We start from the raw sequence: 16,570 nt of genomic DNA on the forward strand, positions 1-16,570 counted from the left end.
CCCTTTCTGATGGAGATAGAGATAACGTGGCACGCTTTTCCCCCCTGATGGCATCGCTTCCCCTGCTGGCTTCCCTGATGGGCGCCACGTTTCATGCCGAGGCCAACAATCAGCTTCCTGACATCGGCACGGCCGGGGTTGCTGCCCTGCCCATCGAGCAGGAAGTGCGTTACGGCAACGCTTTTATGCGCTTTGCCCGTGCGGGTCTGCCGATCATCGATGATCCGGTGCTGAGCCAGTACATTGACGATCTGGGTCAGCGATTGCTGACCAACGCCGATGGGGTGCGTTTCCCGTTTACCTTCTTCCTCATCAATGATCCCAGCATCAACGCGGCCGCCTTCCTCGGCGGGCGAGTCAAGGTGCACACTGGCCTCTTCCTCTACGCCGACAGCGAGAGCGAGCTGGCCTCGGTACTGGCCCACGAAATCACCCACGTGACCCAGCGCCACATCGCCCGTTATATGGAAGCGCAGGCAAGCAGCTCGGCGGTGACTCTGGCCGGTCTGGTGGGATCCATCGCGCTGGCAGTGATCAACCCGACTGCTGGTATCGCCGCGCTGCAGACCACGCTGGGTCTTTCCATGCAGTCAGCCATCAACTACACCCGCGACAACGAATACGAAGCGGATCGCATCGGCATGAAGACGCTCTATGATGCCGGTTTCGATCCCATGGGGATGGCCAACTTCTTCCAGAAACTGGCTGCCGAATACCGTTACGCCAGCAAGCCGCCGGAGATGCTGCTCACTCACCCGCTGCCGGAGACCCGGATCAGCGAGGCCCGCGCTCGGGCGGGCAGCTATGGTCGCCGCGACTTGCCGCCGAGCCTCGACTTCTGGCTGGCCAAGGTACGGATTCAGGTGCGTTTTGGTACCGATACCCCGCAGGGGCTGCTGAGCTACTTCGATAGCCGGATCCAGAAGGGGGATTACCCGCTCAAGGATGCCGCCATCTATGGCAAGGCGCTGGCGCTGATCCAGCTCAAGCGCACCGACGAGGCTGATACCCTGATGCAGGAGCTGGCGGCCCGTCATCCGGAAGATCTCTTTATCGTCGATGCCCAGACCGACATCGATCTGGCCAAGGGGCGTAGTGCCCATGCCATCGCGCGCCTCGAGAAGTTCCGCAGCAGAATGCCGGATAACGAAGTGGTGGTGGTCAACCTCGGTAACGCCTACCTCGAGAGCGGCAACTACAAGAAGTCCATCGCCATCCTCGACCCCTATGCCCGTGCCCATGAGGAGAACAATCTGGCCTGGAACCTGCTGGCCGATGCCTATCGCAAGGCGGGCAGAATGACCGAGCTGCATATGGCGCGGGCCGAGATGCTCGCGCTGCGCGGGGATTATCAGGCGGCCATCGACGAGCTGATCGTGGCACGCGGTACCACCAGCGATCGGATGACCCTGGCTCGTCTGGAGGCGCGCATCACCGAGCTGGAGCGGGCCAAGAAGGATCTCGACAGCCTCAAGGGCTAACGAAACCTATCAAACAAGGGCGCACTATGGTGCGCCCTTGTTGTTTATGGCGGTGGCGTTGATGTGGGGGACGGTGATAGCAGCGATGGGCTAGTGACTCATGCTGCTGGCGGTCGCCTTGAGCATCTCGAGCTGCTGCTGGTCGAGCTCGCCGACCAGCGTCTGCTTGAGCTTGCCCTCGCTATCGAGCAGATAGCTGGTGGGCAGGCCGCTTGGGCGAGGGAAGGGGAGCCTGGCATCTTCATTGGCAATAAGGAGCGGCACCTTGATGTGATACTGCGCAGCCAGTTTGTCCAGCTCTGCTGGCGTAGTCGGGTCGTAGTTGATGGCCACCACTGTGATCTGGCCCTCCGCTGCCAGCCTGTTGAGGCGTGGCATCTCGCGCAGGCAGGGAGCGCACCAGGGGGCGAAGTAGTTGACCAGCAGCGGCTTGCCGGCAAAGTGGCGCAGGCTGACCGACTGCCCTGTTGCATCGGTAAATTCGGGGGCGGGCGTGCAGGCGCCCAGCAGGCCAGCCACAATCAGCCAACAAATTCGTTTCAATTCCTTTCCACTGCCGCTTACCCTGACCATCACTTTCCCCTACAATAGCGCCGTTTCTAGTCCCATCTTGCGATTAATCAGGGAGTTACCATGAGCGAGACCCAAATCTACCACAATCCGCGCTGCTCCAAGAGTCGCGAAACCCTGGCTCTGCTGGAACAGCACGGGATCGCCCCTGATGTGGTGCTCTATCTGGAGCAGGCCCCGAGCGAAGATGAGATCCGCAACCTGCTTTCTCAGCTCGGTTTTAGCGATCCCCGCCAGCTGATGCGCACCAAGGAGGATCTCTACAAGGAGCTGGGATTGGCCGATGTCAGCGGTGATGCCCTTATTCGCGCCATGCACCAGCATCCCAAGCTGATCGAGCGCCCCATTGTCATCAAGAATGGTCAGGCCCGCATTGGTCGCCCGCCGGAGCAGGTGCTGGAGATCCTCAAGTGAGCACCCGCTTCGCACGTTGGCTGACTCTGGTCGGCTTCTTCGGCCTGCTGGGCTGGGTCATCCTCTGGCATCTGTGGCTATCACCCCATCCGGACCTCAACCCCTGGCTGCTGCCGGTGATCTGGACGGTGCCGCTGCTCTTCCCCCTCAAGGGGATAGTGCAGGGCAACCCTTACACCCACGCCTGGGGCAACTTTGTGTTGATGCCCTATTTCCTTCACGCCCTCACCCTGATCACCACGGATGAGGGGGAGCGGTGGCTGGCGGTGGTGGAGCTGCTGTTCACCACTCTCGCCTTTATCGGCACCATCTATTACGCCCGACTGCGTGGTCGGGAACTTGGCTTAAGCATTCGCAAAAAGAAAGACGAAGCCAACTGATGACAAACGCCCCGCAAGGGGCGTTTTTTATGGGAAAGCTGCTTTATCCAAAGGGATCACTGTGCCCCTTGGGCTGCCCGATATTGGGCCAGCTGCTGCTGGCTAAAGGCCATCAGTGCGGGATAGAAGCGCAGAAATCCCGCCTCGCATGTTTGCCACTGCGACTCATCGAGGGTCAACAGCGCCTCTCCCAGTTGTACCGAGCGGCGCAGTCGGCGACCTATGCCATTCAGCGCTTGCCCCAGCCCCTCCCTGTGGCGGTAGGAGGCGAGCCAGTTCTGCTCGGCCATCCGCTTGAGGGGGAGTGGCAGTCCATCCGGCAGGCGTGGGTGATCCGTCAATAGCTGGTCATAACTGCGTTGCAGGAAGCGGGGCAGGGGCTCGGTATTGAACTGCTCCCAGTGCTGACTCAGCCAGTGGTCGTAGATCATATCCACCACTATGCCGCCAAAGCGGCGCCAGGGGGCCTCGAAACAGGCGACGGCCGCCTTGTGCTCGGGGTGCCCGTCGGTGAAGGCGTCAATTTTGCGGTGCAGCCAGATCCCCTCATCGAAGTGGGCGGCAAGCCCCGTGGGCAGCGTGCCTTTGACGAAATCGCCGAGCAGATTGCCGGTGAAGGAGCTTCGGGTGTGGGCAGCCAGATGGAGATGGGCCAGAAAATTCATCGGTCGCTGTGGGTCTGTTATGGGATGGCAAGGTGCTTCGAGCCTAACGGATCCCGCCCGCCTTGACCATGATCGGGATTTTGCTACTGCCCTGCGGCTGCCTCTTGCCGGGCAAAATTCGGGCGTGCTAAGGTGATTGCCATCTTTTGTCACAGGACGCGACAAACCACCATGATGCGCAAAGCCAGAGGCTTTTTTCTGGCCTTCTACTTCAAGCCTTTCTATCTCTCCGAGTGGTTCGACGAATAGATCGAACCCCTGGAGCAGTTCACTGACGCCCGCTTGGGCGTGATCTCGCTCATCCAGATTTTGCCGCTTTTGGTCATCGCATGCATTCGCTTGCGGTGCCTTGTCCGCGCCTGTGCGCTTTTTATGTAATGGAGTACTCATGATGAAGATCAGACTGACCCTCTCAGCCCTGTTTGTTGCCAGCCTGCTGGCCACCCCCGCTATGGCCAAGGAGTGGAAAACCGTGCGTTTCGGGGTGGAGGGGGCCTACCCGCCCTTCTCCTGGACCGATGCGTCGGGCGAGATCAAGGGGTTTGATATCGATCTCGCCAACGCCCTGTGTCAGCAGATGGCGGTCAAGTGCGAGCTGGTGGCGCAGGATTGGGACGGCATGATCCCGGCCCTGCTGTCGCGCAAATACGATGCCATCATCGCCGCCATGTCGATCACCGACGAGCGGCGCCAGAAGGTCGACTTCACCGAGAAATATGCCCATATTCCCAATCGCTTTGTGGCGGTTAAGGGGACCGAGCTGACGCTGACCCCGGAAGGCATGGCGGGCAAGCGCATCGGGGTGCAGCGTGCTACCACCCACGACAAGTACCTGACCGACAATTTTGGCTCGAATGTCACCATAGTCCGCTACGGCAATGCCGATGAGGCCTATCTCGATCTGAAGGCGGGTCGGGTGCTGGCCCTGTTGGCCGATGCCTCTGCCATCGAGCAGGGGCTGCTTGGCAAAGAGGGGGGCGACAAGTTCGACTATGTGGGGCCCGCCCTGACCGATCGCCAGTGGTTTGGTGATGGTATGGGGATCGCCGTGCGCAAGAGCGATAAGGAGCTCAAGGGCAAGCTGGACGAGGCGATCAAGGCCCTGCGTGCCAATGGCACCTATCAGCAGATCAACCAGAAGTACTTCAAGTACGATATATATGGTGGTTGACGGGGGGAGGGAGCTTGCTCCCTCTCTTTTCATTGGGCAAGCGACAATTGTGCAAGGAGGATCGCCATGTTGACCCTGATCGAGGGAGCCGAGATCTTCAGCCCCACCCACCTTGGCCAGCAGGATTTGCTGGTGGCCGATGGCCGTATCGCTTGGATGGGCAAGGGGTTGACGGTGCCCACAAACTGGCCGCTGCATCGGGTCGATGGTCGTGGCCGCTATCTGGTCCCTGGGCTGGTGGATCCGCTGGCCCATATTACTGGCGGTGGCGGTGAGGGGGGCTTTGCCTTTCGCACCCCGGAGCTGGCGGCGAGCGAGGCGCTCAAGGCAGGTGTCACTACCCTGGTGGCGGCGCTTGGCACCGACAGCCTGACCCGCACTCCCGCGCAGGTGCTCGGCAAGGTGCGCGAGTTTTGCGCCGCCGGGGTGAGCGCCTTTATGTATACCGGCTCCTACCATCTGCCGGTCAAGACCCTGACCGGCACGGTGGAGTCGGACATCATCCTGATCCCCGAGGTATTGGGGGTGGGGGAGGTGGCCATCAGTGACCACAGATCCAGTGCGCCGACCCACGATGAGCTGGCCAGGCTTGCCAGCGAGGCGCGAGTGGCCGGGCTGCTTGCGGGCAAGAGCGGGGTCAGCTTCTTCCATGTCGGGGATGGCAAGGGGGCATTGGCCCCCCTGCGGGCCCTGCGCGATGAGACCGACATTCCGCTGCGCCAGCTCTATCCCACTCACTGCAACCGCAACCCCTGGCTCTTTGCCGAGGCCATCGAGTGGGGCAAGGCGGGAGGTTGGGTAGACCTCACCACCTCGAGCTTTCCCGATCTGCTGGAGGATGGCGAGCGGCTTGCCGCCGATGCACTCCTTGAGCTGCTGGCCGCCAATGTGCCTGCCGAGCGCATCACCTTCAGCTCGGATGCCAACGCTAGCCTGCCGCGCTTTGATGGCGAAGGGCGGCTAATCGAGATGCGCTGCGGCCAGATTGCCAGCCTGTGGCAGCAGTGCGTGCGCGCGACCCGGCTCGGTGTCTCTCTGGAGAGGGCATTGGCCGCGGTGACGAGCAATCCGGCGCAGGCGCTGGGGCTCGGCAGCAAGGGGCGTATCGGGGTCGGGCAGGATGCGGATCTGCTGCTGGTGCACGACCGGACGTTTGCTATCGAAAGGGTGATGAGCGGCGGCCTGTGGCGCGAATAAGGCTGCGGGCAATATCGTAGTCAGTGCGAGAGCGTGGTTGCTCCAAACAGCCAAAGCCCGACAACAAGGTCGGGCTTTTTTTATCTGCAATGTGGGAATCAGGCTTAGATCGCCAGAAACCCGAGGATCAGGATGGGGCCGAGCAGGCTCAGGATAAAGCCGGAGACAATGGCCACCGGCACCACCTGAATGCCCCCTGATTTCTGGATAACCGGCAGGGTGAAGTCCAGCGCCGTGGCGCCGCCGTAACCGATGGCCGCCGAGGGGTGGCGTCGCATCAGGACCGGGATGATCAGGATGGCGATAAGCTCGCGCCCAAGATCGTTGATAAAGGCAGCAGAACCGAGCACCGGCCCCAGTTTGTCGGCCACCAGAATGCCGGAGAGCGAATACCAGCCGAAGCTCGAGCTCATCGCCAGACCATGGGTAAAGGGCATGCCCAGCAACTGGGCCGCCAGCAGGCTGCCAAGCCAGCTGCTGAGGATGACGGTGGCGGCGATCTTCATCCCCCAGGGGTTGAGCAGGATCTGGCGCAGCCGCATGCCGGAGTTGCGCATCTGCACCCCGATGAGAAACAGCAGCAGCATCAGGGCCCATTCGCTCCACTTGTCGATGGGCAGGGCGCGCAGATCCACCAGCAACCCGAGCAGCACACCGCCGAGCACCACAAAGCAGAGCTGCAGGGATTCCCACAACAGGTGCAGCTTGCTCGGCATTTTGCTATCGCTCGCCTCGTGGGTCGGCGGCGTGCGCTTGTCGAGCCACCAGAGGGCCAGCAGGTTGCAGATCGTGATCGCGGTCAGCATCACCCCGGCGACTTTGAAGATCACCGCCAGATTGCTGCCCAAGTTTTCCACATAGGCAAGCCCGAGCCCCATCAGAAACAGAATGAGGTAGACCATCTTGCCCAGACTCTGGTTGACCAACTTGATCAGTCGGGCAGAGGAGAGGGGAATCAGATAACCGATTGCCAGTGGCAACAGGATCAGCAACACATTGAGCAGCATCGAGGCCTCGATCACAAAAACTGATAAAAACACCACCTTATCATTACTTATTGGCTCTGTGTCACATATCTCTCGCTTTCATGGCCAAAAACAGCCCTTTTGGGGGCTGATTGTTACTTTTTTGCCACAACCTCTCTGTTTGATAAGGTTCTGTGCGAGCCCGAGTGCACCAATGAAATCAAGTTGATCCGATCGGGGAGCCGATAATTCGCTCGGTAAGGGTGTGCATAAAGCCATTTTGGTGCCGGTTTGGCACACATCACGCTTTTCTCTTGCCACTGATATGATTGGGGTATAAAAAGGCGGTATCGGAATAGCTATTGAAACGGCTGTTTATGCAAACAAAGTGCTGAAAAATACGCAAAGAGCGAATAAAAATAGAGCGAATCCCCTGAAGACCCTCGTTCTGTATTGTTTTTTCACTATCCGGGTGATATTTTCGCTGAAGGTTGCCATCGGTTAACTTTTTGTTAAATGGACGGTGGTTGAGTCACGCCCCCTGCGGCGTCTAGGGACAGACAAGGTTGTAATGGATGAGCGACGTTGCCGCACTGGAAGTACGTGATCTGCACAAATATTTTGGCACCCACGAAGTGCTCAAGGGCATCGACATGACCGCCCACAAGGGGGATGTCATCTCCCTTATCGGCTCCTCCGGCTCGGGGAAGTCGACCTTTCTTCGTTGTATCAATCTGCTCGAAACCCCCTCATCCGGCACCGTCTCGCTCCATGGTGAGCTGATCCGGATGAAAACCAGCCGCGCCGGCGAGCGGTTGCCCGAGGATATGCGTCAGGTTGAGCGGATCCGCAGCCGGCTGGCCATGGTGTTTCAAAGTTTCAATCTCTGGTCACACATGACCATCATGCAGAACATCATCGAAGTGCCAATCCAGGTGCTCAAGGTGCCTCGCGCCGAAGCACTGGCCAAGGCAGAGCAACTGCTCAACCGGGTTGGACTCTGGGAGCGGCGTGACTACTATCCCGGCCACCTCTCCGGTGGTCAGCAGCAGCGAGCCGCCATTGCCCGTGCGCTGGCGGTAGAGCCCGAGGTGATGCTGTTCGATGAACCCACCTCGGCGCTGGATCCCGAGCTGGTGGGGGAGGTGCTCGGTCTGATGCGCGAGCTGGCCGAAGAGGGGCGCACCATGCTGGTGGTGACCCACGAGATGTCGTTTGCCCGGGATGTATCGAACAAGGTGATGTTTCTGCATCAGGGGCGGGTGGAAGAGGAGGGCAACCCCAAGGAGATTTTCGCCCATCCCAAATCCGAGCGGTTCAAGCAATTCATCTCCTCCATCTACTGATGGCGGGATGCCTGGTTACCCAATCAACTGTTTTATCAAGGAGAGATACATGAACAAGCTGATGCTGGCGACAGCCGTAGTTACTGCCCTCGCGTCCGGTAGCCTGATGGCCAAGGAGTGGAAAGAGGTCCGGATCGGGGTTGAGGGTGCCTATCCCCCCTTCTCCTGGACCGAGCCCAGTGGCGAGGTGAAAGGTTTTGATATCGACATCGCCAACGCCCTGTGCGAAGAGATGAAAGTGAAGTGCACCCTGGTCAAGCAGGACTGGGACGGCATCATTCCGGCGCTGTTGTCGCGCAAGTTTGACGCCATCATCGCCACCATGGACATCACCGAAGAGCGCAAGAAGAAGGTGGACTTCACCCAGAAGTACCAGCACATTCCGGCCCGCTTTGCCGCCAAGAAGGGCACTGATGTGCAGCTCGACAAAGCCTTTATGGAAGGCAAGTCCGTCGCGGTGCAGCGTGCAACCTCCATGGATACCTTTATTACCGACAACTTCCCCAATGCCACCATCAAGCGTTACGGCACCGCCGATGAAGCTTATCTCGATCTGAAATCCGGTCGTGTGGACTATGTGCTGGCCGACTCTGCCGCCATCACCGACGGTCTGCTGAAGAAAGAGGGCGGTGATGCCTTCGAATTCGTCGGCCCGAAACTGACCGATCCCAAGTGGTTTGGCGAGGGTGCCGGTATTGCGGTGCGCAAGGCTGACAAGGATCTGAAAGAGAAATTCAATGCCGCCATTCTGGCGCTGCGTGCCAACGGCAAGTACAAGGAAATCAACGACAAGTACTTCGAGTTCGACGTTTACGGAGAGTAAAACAAAGAGACGTTTACGGAGAGTAAAACAAAGAGACGTTTACGGCGAGTAAGTCCAAAGACGTCTACGGCAAGTAACGACAGGTTGATCCCGTCAGTAGTCATCGGGCCCGTCACCTCCCTGAGGGAGTTTACGGGCCCGCATTGATTGCAATGGAGCTGCACATATTTCATTCGGACTGCTATGGAGCCTTCTGGTTAGCAGGTGCGTGAAGATTCAGTGGCGATGGAGCTGCATATGTTTGATTTGAAAGGATACGAAGCCTCGCTGCTGGAGGGCGCCTGGGTCACCCTGGAAGTGGCGCTGGCCTCCCTGCTGCTGGCGTTGCTGCTGGGGATGCTGGGGGCGCTGGCCAAACTCTCTCCCTACAAGTGGGCCCGGGCCATCGCCACCGGCTACACCACCATCATTCGCGGCATCCCCGATCTGGTGCTGATGATGCTGCTCTTCTTTGGCGGTCAGGTGCTGATCAACGGTATCTGCACCTGGGTCAACGAGACTTACAACAGCTGGTTACTCGAGAGTAATCCCAATCAGGAGTGGGTCTCCCTGCTGCCGGACTATATCGACATCAGCCCCTTTGTGGCCGGTGTCGCGACCATCGGCTTTATCTTCGGCGCCTACATGACCGAGACCTTTCGCGGCGCCATTCTGGCAGTGGACAAAGGCGAACTGGAGGCAGCACGGGCCTTTGGCATGCGGGCAACCCAGGTGTTTGTGCGGATCCTCTTCCCCCAGATGATGCGCCACGCGCTGCCGGGGTTTGGCAACAACTGGCTGGTGCTGCTGAAAACCACCGCGCTGGTCTCCATCATCGGCCTTGATGACATGGTGCGCAAAGCCTCGTTGGCGGCGGGCTCGACCCAGCAACCCTTCACCTTCTACATGGCGGTGGCGCTGATCTTCCTGATCTTCACTGCAGTCTCCACCTCGGCGCTCAAGTGGGCCGAGCGTCACTATGCCATCAAGACGAGGTAAGCCATGGATTTCTCAATCATTCTCAAAGAGTGGCCCACCTACTGGGAGGGGCTCTATACCACCGTCTGGCTGGTGGCCCTCTCTCTGATCCTTGGGTTGATGCTGGCGGTGCCCATGGGCATCTTGCGCAATAGCCGCAACTGGCTGATCAAGGGGCCAATCTGGGCCTATATCTACTTCTTTCGCGGCACCCCGCTGCTGGTGCAGCTCTTTATCATCTACTACGGCGCCGCCCAGTGGGAGTGGCTGAAGAACAGTGCCGCCTGGTCGCTCTTCTCCGAAGCCTGGTTCTGTGCGCTGCTGGCCTTCACCCTCAATACCGCCGCTTATACCGCTGAGATCGTGCGCGGGGCGGTACACAATATGCCGCGCGGCCAGATTGAGGCTGCCAACGCCTTTGGCATGACCCGCTGGCAGACCCTGACCCGGATCATTTTGCCCAACTCGTTTCGTCGGGCACTGCCGGCTTACAGCAACGAGGTGATCTTCATGCTGCAAGGCTCGGCGGTGGCGGGCATCATCACCATCGTCGATCTGACCGGCGCGGCGCGGATCATCAACTCTCGCTACTACAGTCCGTTCGAGGCGTTTTTGACCGCAGGGCTGCTCTATATGCTGCTCACCTTTGTCATCGTCTGGCTGTTCAAAAAGTGGGAAGCGCGCTGGCACGCTCACCTGCGCCCGCGCAATGTGTAAGGGTTGACCTGCCAAGATGAGCGAAAATGGCTCCGCCTGTTGCAGGCGGGGCCATTTTTTATCTTCAGCCTCTGCCCGCCCGGTTTGCCAAATGGCGGCCGAGCAGGGAGAATGCAGCACTCCCGAGCGCCGCCAGCTGTTGGCTGCATGCCTAATCCCCCAGTTCCCGAGTCCCGAGGTTTTATGTACCGGATATTGTTTGAGCATCCCGCTTTCCTGGTTATCGACAAGCAGCCCGGCATCGGCATGCATGACGAGAAGGGCGACGGGGAGGCGGTCAATCCGGGACTGGTCAATCGGGTGAAGGCCGATACTGGGCTCACTCTCTATCCGGTACACCGGCTCGACAAGATGACCTCCGGGCTGGTGCTGCTGGCCCGCACCACAGAGGCGAACCGCGAACTGAGCATGGCCTTTGCAGCCCGTGAGGTGAGCAAGCAGTATCTGGCGCTCTCCGATCGCAAACCGAAGAAGAAGCAGGGTTGGGTGAAGGGGGATATGCAAAAGGGGCGTGGCGGCAGCTGGATGCTGGCGCGCACGCTGGATAATCCTGCCATCAGCTGGTTTGATTCGGTGTCGGTGCGCGAGGGGCTGCGGCTCTATCGCATCAAGCCACAGACCGGCAAAACCCACCAGATCCGGGTTGCCCTCAAAAGTATCGGCGCCCCCATTCTCGGGGATGAGCGCTATGGCGGTACGCCAGCCGATCGCGGCTATCTGCACGCCTGGCGGCTCAGCTTTACCCTTTCGGGCGAGCCTTTCGACTTTGTCTGTCCGCCCGATGTGGGGAGTGAATTTGTCACTCCCGAGCTCACGGCAGCCATCGCAGCCCTTGCGCCCTGATGCTTATGCGCCCAGCGTCTGACACCATGATCCATTCAGCGAAAGAGCGTGATCCTGACGGACGTGCACCGCGCTGGATCCTGGCCGACTTTGACGACACCCTGGCCCCCGGCGACAGCCACGCCGGTCTGCTGTGCTATATCCTGCGCCGCCGGATCTGGCCGCTGTTGCTGTTGCCAGTGATTGCGCTGGGTGGCTTGGTCTATTTGTTGCCAAGTCAGCTGCTACCCAGCCAGCGGCGGCGCGGTATCTCCCTTATCTGGTGGGCCATCACGCTTTGGCTCTCTCCCCTCGGTTGGCGCAAGCTGGTGCGCGCCTATTGCCGCACCAGGCCGGGGCTGTTTCGTCAGGCTCGCGAATTGCTGCAAAGCGAGGGGGCGCGCTGCTGGGTGATCTCCGCCAGTCCCTGCGCGCTGGTGCGAGCCCAGCTCTATCAGCAACTGCCCGGCCAGTTGCCTCACCGGATCATTGGCTCGCAGATGCACTACCGTTTTGGCGGCCTGATGCCGCGCTTCTATTGCCACGGTCAGCACAAGCTGCTGCCGGAGATTTGCGCCCTCGATGCCGAGCTGGCCTTGAGCGACAGCCTGCACGATCTGCCGCTGCTGGGGTTGGGGAAAGAGGCGTGGTTGATCAATCCGACGCCTGTGCGACTGCAAAAAGCCCGGGCCTGCTTGCCCCATCTGATGATCAAAAACTGGCAACTGTAAGGCAAAGCTGACAGTCCTGCGGGTCGTCACCGTTTGATCCGCAAGGTTGTGGCTTGAATGTCACAATTCATTTACATCTTTTGCTGCCAGCTGCGAAAAACTATCTGCAACCCGCCTCTTCTCTTCCTGCTACGCCCTGCTTCTAATGAAACAAGTTGTTAACACTTGCCGCGCCGCTGGGTGCTGCAATCCGTTTTAACCGAATCAAGAGCAAGGAGCGCCCGATGAATGCCACCTCTTCCGCCACCCATACCATCAATCCGTTAGGCACAGACGGTTTCGAATTTGTCGAGTACACGGCCCCCGATGCCAAGGGGATTGCTGCCCTCAAGAGCCTGTTTGTTTCGCTCGGGTTTGCCGAGGTCGCCAAGCACAAACACAAGCAGTGCTGGCTCTACCGGCAGGGGGATATCAACTTTGTGGTCAATGCTGAGCCTCACTCCCAGGCGGAGCAGTTTGCCAGCCTGCACGGGCCGAGCGTTTGCGGCATGGCATTTCGGGTGAGCGATGCGGGCAAAGCTCAGCAGTACGCCATCGCCAAGGGGGCCAAGCCCTTTGTCGGCAAGATTGGCCCGATGGAGCTCAATATTCCCGCCATCTACGGTATCGGCGAGAGCACTCTCTCCTTTGTCGACCGTTATGGCGACAAGGGCTCCATCTATGACGTGGATTTTGTTTTCTACCCCGACTGGCAGGCCCGGATGGCAGAGGTAGATGCCGGTCTTATGGAGATCGATCACCTGACCCACAACGTCCATCGCGGCAATATGGATGTCTGGTCCAACTTCTATGAGCGGATCGGCAACTTCCGCGAAATTCGCTACTTCGATATCGAGGGCAAGCTGACCGGGCTGCATTCACGCGCCATGACCGCCCCCTGCGGCAAGATCCGTATCCCCATCAACGAGTCGGCGGATGACAAGTCGCAGATCGAGGAGTACCTGCGCCAGTACAAGGGGGAGGGGATCCAGCACATCGCCATGGCCTCCAGCGATATTTACCACACCATCCGCACCCTGCGCAGCCGCGGTACCGGCTTTATGCCGACGCCCGATACCTACTACGAGAAGGTGAACAGTCGTGTCGAGGGGCATCAGGAGGATCTGGCGGCCCTCAAAGAGCTGCGCATCCTCATCGACGGCTCCCCCACCAAGGATGGCATCCTGCTGCAGATCTTCACCGATACCGTGATTGGCCCGGTCTTCTTCGAGATCATCCAGCGCAAGGGCAACGAAGGGTTTGGCGAGGGCAATTTCAAGGCGCTGTTTGAATCGATCGAGCTGGACCAGATCCGCCGCGGCGTGCTGGATGGCGGCGAGGATGAGAAGGGGGCACGTAAAGAGGGAGCGAACAATGCGTAACTGGATTAACTTCCCCCATCGGGAGGGGACTCACTCTCGGCAGGCCCATGCCGACCTGCCGGAACAGGCCATTTATGAGCGCGAACTGGGGCGCAGCGGCTTTTTCGGCCCGGCTACCCACATGCATCACAAGCATGCTCCCACCGACTGGAGCAGTTGGGAGGGACCGCTGCGGCCACGGCTGTTTGACCTCAATGCCCTGCAAGAGGAGGTGAGCTCACTCTCCCCCTGGGTGGCTCCCGACATTCTCAGCAACCCTCACTGCCGCTACCGAGTCTGGCGGCTATCCGAGGCGATGCCGTTTCTGGTGCGCAACGCCGACGGCGACGAGCTGCTCTTTATCCACGAGGGGAGCGGCGAGTTCTTCTGCGACTACGGCCACCTGAGCCTGCGGGACGGCGACTATGTGGTGATCCCCCGTGGCACCATGTGGCGCATCGAGCCGACAGCGCCCCTGTTCATCCTGATGATCGAGGCGACCAACGACAGCTATCAGCTGCCGGACAAGGGGCTGGTGGGCAATCACGCCATCTTCGACCCGGCGGCGCTGGATGTGCCCGCCATCAACGAGCGCTTTTTGGCCCAGCAGGATGAGAATCCCTGGTCGCTGCAGGTGAAACGCCACGATCAGGTATCGGTCATCACCTGGCCCTTCAACCCGCTGGATGCGCAGGGGTGGCACGGGGATTTGTGCGTGGTGCGCCTCAACTGGCGGGATATCCGCCCGCTGATGAGCCACCGCTACCATCTGCCGCCGTCAGCTCATTCGACCTTTGTGGCGAGCCGCTTCGTGATTTGTACCTTCGTGCCGCGCCCCATCGAGAGCGATCCCGGCGCCCTCAAGGTGCCCTTCTATCACAGCAATGATGATTATGACGAGGTGCTCTTTTACCACGCCGGGGACTTCTTTAGCCGGGACAATATCGAGCGGGGCATGGTCACCTTCCATCCCGCCGGTTTCACCCACGGCCCCCATCCCAAGGCGTTTGCGGCAGGGCAGGCCTATGCCAAGAAGTTCACCGACGAGGTGGCGGTCATGCTAGACACCCGCGATGCGCTGAACGTTGGCAGTCTGTGCGAAGGGATCGAGAACACCCGGTATGTCTCCAGCTGGCAGCGCCCGGACGCGGCTGCCGGCAAATAAGGAATCGCTTATGAAATTGGCAACATTGAACAATGGCAAGCGCGATGGCGCTTTGGTGGTGGTGAGCCGGGATCTGACCCGGGCGGTACGGGTGAGCGAGATTGCCCCGACTTTGCAGGCCGCTCTCGACGAGTGGGCCGAGGTTGCCCCCAGGCTGGAGGTTGTCTATCAGCAGCTTAACGAGGGCCGTGTGGCCGAGGCGTTCCCCTTTGACGAAGCGTCTTGTCTCTCTCCGCTGCCGCGCGCCTATCAGTGGGCCGATGGCAGCGCCTACGTCAACCATGTGGAGCTGGTGCGCAAGGCGCGCGGCGCCGAGATGCCGGAAAGCTTCTGGCACGATCCGCTGATGTATCAGGGGGGCTCCGACAGCTTTCTCGCCCCCCGTGGCCCCATCGTGATGGGTTCTGAGGAGTGGGGGATCGATTTCGAGTCGGAAGTCGCCATCATCACCGACGACGTGCCGATGGGGGTGAGCCCGCAGGGGGCCGTTAGCCACGTCAAGCTGCTGATGCTGGTCAACGATGTGAGCCTGCGCAACCTCATTCCGGGCGAGCTGGCCAAGGGCTTTGGTTTCTTCCAGTCCAAACCGTCCAGCGCCTTCTCGCCGGTGGCCATCACCCCGGACGAGCTGGGCGATGACTGGCACGATGGCAAGGTGATGCTGCCCCTGCGCACCCATCTGAACGGCGCCCTGTTTGGCGCACCGGATGCCGGGGTGGACATGACCTTCAGCTTCTTCGAACTGATTGCCCATGCGGCCAAGACCCGTCCCCTTGGTGCCGGTTGCATCATCGGCTCGGGCACCGTCTCAAATTACGATCGCAGCGCCGGTTCATCCTGCATCGCCGAGCGCCGCATGCTGGAAATTCTTGATTGTGATCAAGCTATAACCCCCTATTTGCAGTTTGGTGATAGAGTGTCGATCGCGATGGAAGATCGCTCTGGCCAAAACCTGTTTGGCACCATCTCTCAACAGGTGGTGCCAGCGAGCGGTCAGGGAGGTTGATGGCCAGCGCCGGTTGGCGGCAAACCTATTCGGGATATGTCCGGATCACGACGAGCCCTCAACCGGTGCCGGGTACACAAGGAGGCAGGTGGCGAGCACCTGCCGGGCTTCGGGCCCAGATAAGATGCAGGGACAGATTATGTTGCAGTTGTTTGGCTATTGGCGTTCGTCGGCAAGTTTTCGGGTACGGATCGTGTTGCAGCTCAAGGGGCTCGCCTACGAGCAGCATCCCATCAATTTGCGGCAAGGCGAGCAGAGCGAGAAGGCCTATCGCCGGATCAATCCGCAAGGGCTGGTGCCGTTTCTGGTGGATGGCGATGTGCAGCTCGGTCAGTCGGTCGCCATCATGGAGTACCTTGACGAGACCTATCCCGCCTACTCCCTGATGCCCTCTTCCCCCGACGCGCGGGCCCGAGTGCGCCAGATCGTCAACATGATCGCCTGCGATATCCACCCGCTCAACAATCTGCGGGTGCTCAACTATCTGGAAGAGCACTTCAGGGCCAACAACGAGCAGGAGGCTTGCTGGTATCGCCACTGGATTGACGAGACCTTCACCGCCCTCGAACAGCTGTTGATGACCACCGCCGGTGTCTACTGCGTCGGCAACGAAGTGACCCTGGCCGACTGCATGCTGGTGCCTCAGGTCTACAACGCCCGCCGCTACGACATGACGCTGGACGATTACCCCACCATCCGCCGCATCGTCGCCAACTGCGAACAGTTGCAAGCCTTTATCAAGGCCGCCCCCGCAAACCAGCCGGACGCGCAGTGACCTACTGACTTGAATCGCGGGATGGCATCAACACGCCATTCATAA

At 59.9% G+C, this 16,570-nt stretch carries 18 protein-coding genes; 15 read left to right on the plus strand and 3 right to left on the minus strand.

The features are described 5' to 3' along the window. Positions 1 to 26: 26 nt before the first annotated feature. The gene (locus OKB77_RS05260; protein WP_443111789.1) at positions 27 to 1,481 is read left to right on the plus strand and encodes a beta-barrel assembly-enhancing protease; all 1,455 of its coding nucleotides are present in this window, start codon (positions 27 to 29) and stop codon (positions 1,479 to 1,481) included. 90 nt (positions 1,482 to 1,571) lie between these two features. Here OKB77_RS05260 and OKB77_RS05265 read toward each other — a convergent pair whose 3' ends face one another. Continuing rightward, a complete protein-coding gene (locus OKB77_RS05265; RefSeq protein ID WP_270817070.1) occupies positions 1,572 to 2,054 on the minus strand; it encodes a TlpA family protein disulfide reductase in 483 nt (160 codons plus the stop codon). 60 nt (positions 2,055 to 2,114) lie between these two features. Here OKB77_RS05265 and arsC point away from each other — a divergent pair, with 60 nt between their 5' ends. Both arsC and OKB77_RS05275 read left to right on the plus strand, forming a co-directional pair. Beyond that, positions 2,115 to 2,465: an arsenate reductase (glutaredoxin) gene (arsC, locus tag OKB77_RS05270; RefSeq protein ID WP_128816765.1), complete on the plus strand. Its 351-nt coding sequence runs from the start codon at positions 2,115 to 2,117 to the stop codon at positions 2,463 to 2,465. Beyond that, entirely contained in the window at positions 2,462 to 2,845 is a 384-nt protein-coding gene (locus OKB77_RS05275) for a DUF2069 domain-containing protein (protein ID WP_159157126.1), read from the plus strand. The genes arsC and OKB77_RS05275 overlap by 4 nt, the downstream gene beginning before the upstream one ends. Positions 2,846 to 2,901: 56 nt before the next feature. Here the strand turns inward: OKB77_RS05275 and OKB77_RS05280 are convergent, their stop codons facing one another. After that, entirely contained in the window at positions 2,902 to 3,510 is a 609-nt protein-coding gene (locus tag OKB77_RS05280; RefSeq protein ID WP_270817071.1) for an acyl carrier protein phosphodiesterase, read from the minus strand. A 388-nt stretch (positions 3,511 to 3,898) separates the two neighbouring features. On the opposite strand from OKB77_RS05280, the gene OKB77_RS05285 reads away from it, so the two are divergent. After that, positions 3,899 to 4,681, plus strand: a complete 783-nt coding sequence (locus OKB77_RS05285) for an ABC transporter substrate-binding protein (RefSeq protein ID WP_443111790.1) — start codon at positions 3,899 to 3,901, stop codon at positions 4,679 to 4,681. Positions 4,682 to 4,747: 66 nt separating this feature from the next. Continuing rightward, a complete protein-coding gene (gene iadA, locus OKB77_RS05290) occupies positions 4,748 to 5,878 on the plus strand; it encodes a beta-aspartyl-peptidase (RefSeq protein ID WP_236303144.1) in 1,131 nt (376 codons plus the stop codon). Between the two features lie 104 nt (positions 5,879 to 5,982). Here the strand turns inward: iadA and OKB77_RS05295 are convergent, their stop codons facing one another. Next, complete coding sequence (locus tag OKB77_RS05295; protein WP_139747607.1) at positions 5,983 to 6,885, minus strand: lysine exporter LysO family protein; 903 nt, start codon at positions 6,883 to 6,885, stop codon at positions 5,983 to 5,985. A 533-nt stretch (positions 6,886 to 7,418) separates the two neighbouring features. Here OKB77_RS05295 and OKB77_RS05300 point away from each other — a divergent pair. The 10 genes from OKB77_RS05300 to maiA all read left to right on the plus strand — a co-directional run bounded on the left by OKB77_RS05300 (position 7,419) and on the right by maiA (position 16,525). Next, positions 7,419 to 8,189 carry an ABC transporter ATP-binding protein gene (locus tag OKB77_RS05300; RefSeq protein ID WP_005337310.1) on the plus strand — a complete coding sequence of 257 codons (771 nt, stop codon included), beginning with the start codon at positions 7,419 to 7,421 and terminating at the stop codon, positions 8,187 to 8,189. A gap of 49 nt (positions 8,190 to 8,238) precedes the next feature. Continuing rightward, positions 8,239 to 9,012 (plus strand): ABC transporter substrate-binding protein, encoded by a 774-nt coding sequence (locus tag OKB77_RS05305; RefSeq protein WP_005337307.1) that lies wholly within the window; start codon positions 8,239 to 8,241, stop codon positions 9,010 to 9,012. A gap of 237 nt (positions 9,013 to 9,249) precedes the next feature. Beyond that, positions 9,250 to 9,990, plus strand: coding sequence for an ABC transporter permease (locus OKB77_RS05310; RefSeq protein WP_005352911.1), 741 nt, complete (start codon positions 9,250 to 9,252; stop codon positions 9,988 to 9,990). A gap of 3 nt (positions 9,991 to 9,993) precedes the next feature. After that, positions 9,994 to 10,686: an ABC transporter permease gene (locus OKB77_RS05315; RefSeq protein ID WP_005337302.1), complete on the plus strand. Its 693-nt coding sequence runs from the start codon at positions 9,994 to 9,996 to the stop codon at positions 10,684 to 10,686. A 183-nt stretch (positions 10,687 to 10,869) separates the two neighbouring features. Then, positions 10,870 to 11,529: a TIGR01621 family pseudouridine synthase gene (locus OKB77_RS05320; protein WP_270817072.1), complete on the plus strand. Its 660-nt coding sequence runs from the start codon at positions 10,870 to 10,872 to the stop codon at positions 11,527 to 11,529. A gap of 26 nt (positions 11,530 to 11,555) precedes the next feature. Beyond that, positions 11,556 to 12,239: a haloacid dehalogenase-like hydrolase gene (locus OKB77_RS05325; protein ID WP_270817073.1), complete on the plus strand. Its 684-nt coding sequence runs from the start codon at positions 11,556 to 11,558 to the stop codon at positions 12,237 to 12,239. 224 nt (positions 12,240 to 12,463) lie between these two features. Continuing rightward, positions 12,464 to 13,600 (plus strand): 4-hydroxyphenylpyruvate dioxygenase, encoded by a 1,137-nt coding sequence (hppD, locus tag OKB77_RS05330; protein WP_270817074.1) that lies wholly within the window; start codon positions 12,464 to 12,466, stop codon positions 13,598 to 13,600. Next, entirely contained in the window at positions 13,593 to 14,744 is a 1,152-nt protein-coding gene (locus OKB77_RS05335; protein WP_270817075.1) for a homogentisate 1,2-dioxygenase, read from the plus strand. Before hppD ends, OKB77_RS05335 begins: the two co-directional genes overlap by 8 nt. Before the next feature lie 10 nt (positions 14,745 to 14,754). Next, positions 14,755 to 15,750, plus strand: coding sequence for a fumarylacetoacetate hydrolase family protein (locus OKB77_RS05340; protein WP_245132399.1), 996 nt, complete (start codon positions 14,755 to 14,757; stop codon positions 15,748 to 15,750). Between the two features lie 139 nt (positions 15,751 to 15,889). After that, positions 15,890 to 16,525 carry a maleylacetoacetate isomerase gene (gene maiA, locus OKB77_RS05345; protein ID WP_270817076.1) on the plus strand — a complete coding sequence of 212 codons (636 nt, stop codon included), beginning with the start codon at positions 15,890 to 15,892 and terminating at the stop codon, positions 16,523 to 16,525. Positions 16,526 to 16,570: the final 45 nt, after the last annotated feature.

Origin of the sequence: Aeromonas sp. Y318-3, from assembly GCF_027706185.1 — a bacterium.
Taxonomy (GTDB): domain Bacteria; phylum Pseudomonadota; class Gammaproteobacteria; order Enterobacterales; family Aeromonadaceae; genus Aeromonas; species Aeromonas veronii.

Bases quoted from the DNA above. Each gene is read 5' to 3' on its own strand.
- OKB77_RS05265 (WP_270817070.1), bottom strand. From the start codon at position 2,054: ATGGTCAGGGTAAGCGGCAGTGGAAAGGAATTGAAACGAATTTGTTGG.
- arsC (WP_128816765.1), top strand. From the start codon at position 2,115: ATGAGCGAGACCCAAATCTACCACAATCCGCGCTGCTCCAAGAGTCGC.
- OKB77_RS05280 (WP_270817071.1), bottom strand. From the start codon at position 3,510: ATGAATTTTCTGGCCCATCTCCATCTGGCTGCCCACACCCGAAGCTCC.
- OKB77_RS05285 (WP_443111790.1), top strand. From the start codon at position 3,899: ATGATGAAGATCAGACTGACCCTCTCAGCCCTGTTTGTTGCCAGCCTG.
- iadA (WP_236303144.1), top strand. From the start codon at position 4,748: ATGTTGACCCTGATCGAGGGAGCCGAGATCTTCAGCCCCACCCACCTT.
- OKB77_RS05295 (WP_139747607.1), bottom strand. From the start codon at position 6,885: ATGCTGCTCAATGTGTTGCTGATCCTGTTGCCACTGGCAATCGGTTAT.
- OKB77_RS05300 (WP_005337310.1), top strand. From the start codon at position 7,419: ATGAGCGACGTTGCCGCACTGGAAGTACGTGATCTGCACAAATATTTT.
- OKB77_RS05305 (WP_005337307.1), top strand. From the start codon at position 8,239: ATGAACAAGCTGATGCTGGCGACAGCCGTAGTTACTGCCCTCGCGTCC.
- OKB77_RS05310 (WP_005352911.1), top strand. From the start codon at position 9,250: ATGTTTGATTTGAAAGGATACGAAGCCTCGCTGCTGGAGGGCGCCTGG.
- OKB77_RS05315 (WP_005337302.1), top strand. From the start codon at position 9,994: ATGGATTTCTCAATCATTCTCAAAGAGTGGCCCACCTACTGGGAGGGG.
- OKB77_RS05320 (WP_270817072.1), top strand. From the start codon at position 10,870: ATGTACCGGATATTGTTTGAGCATCCCGCTTTCCTGGTTATCGACAAG.
- OKB77_RS05325 (WP_270817073.1), top strand. From the start codon at position 11,556: ATGATCCATTCAGCGAAAGAGCGTGATCCTGACGGACGTGCACCGCGC.
- hppD (WP_270817074.1), top strand. From the start codon at position 12,464: ATGAATGCCACCTCTTCCGCCACCCATACCATCAATCCGTTAGGCACA.
- OKB77_RS05335 (WP_270817075.1), top strand. From the start codon at position 13,593: ATGCGTAACTGGATTAACTTCCCCCATCGGGAGGGGACTCACTCTCGG.
- OKB77_RS05340 (WP_245132399.1), top strand. From the start codon at position 14,755: ATGAAATTGGCAACATTGAACAATGGCAAGCGCGATGGCGCTTTGGTG.
- maiA (WP_270817076.1), top strand. From the start codon at position 15,890: ATGTTGCAGTTGTTTGGCTATTGGCGTTCGTCGGCAAGTTTTCGGGTA.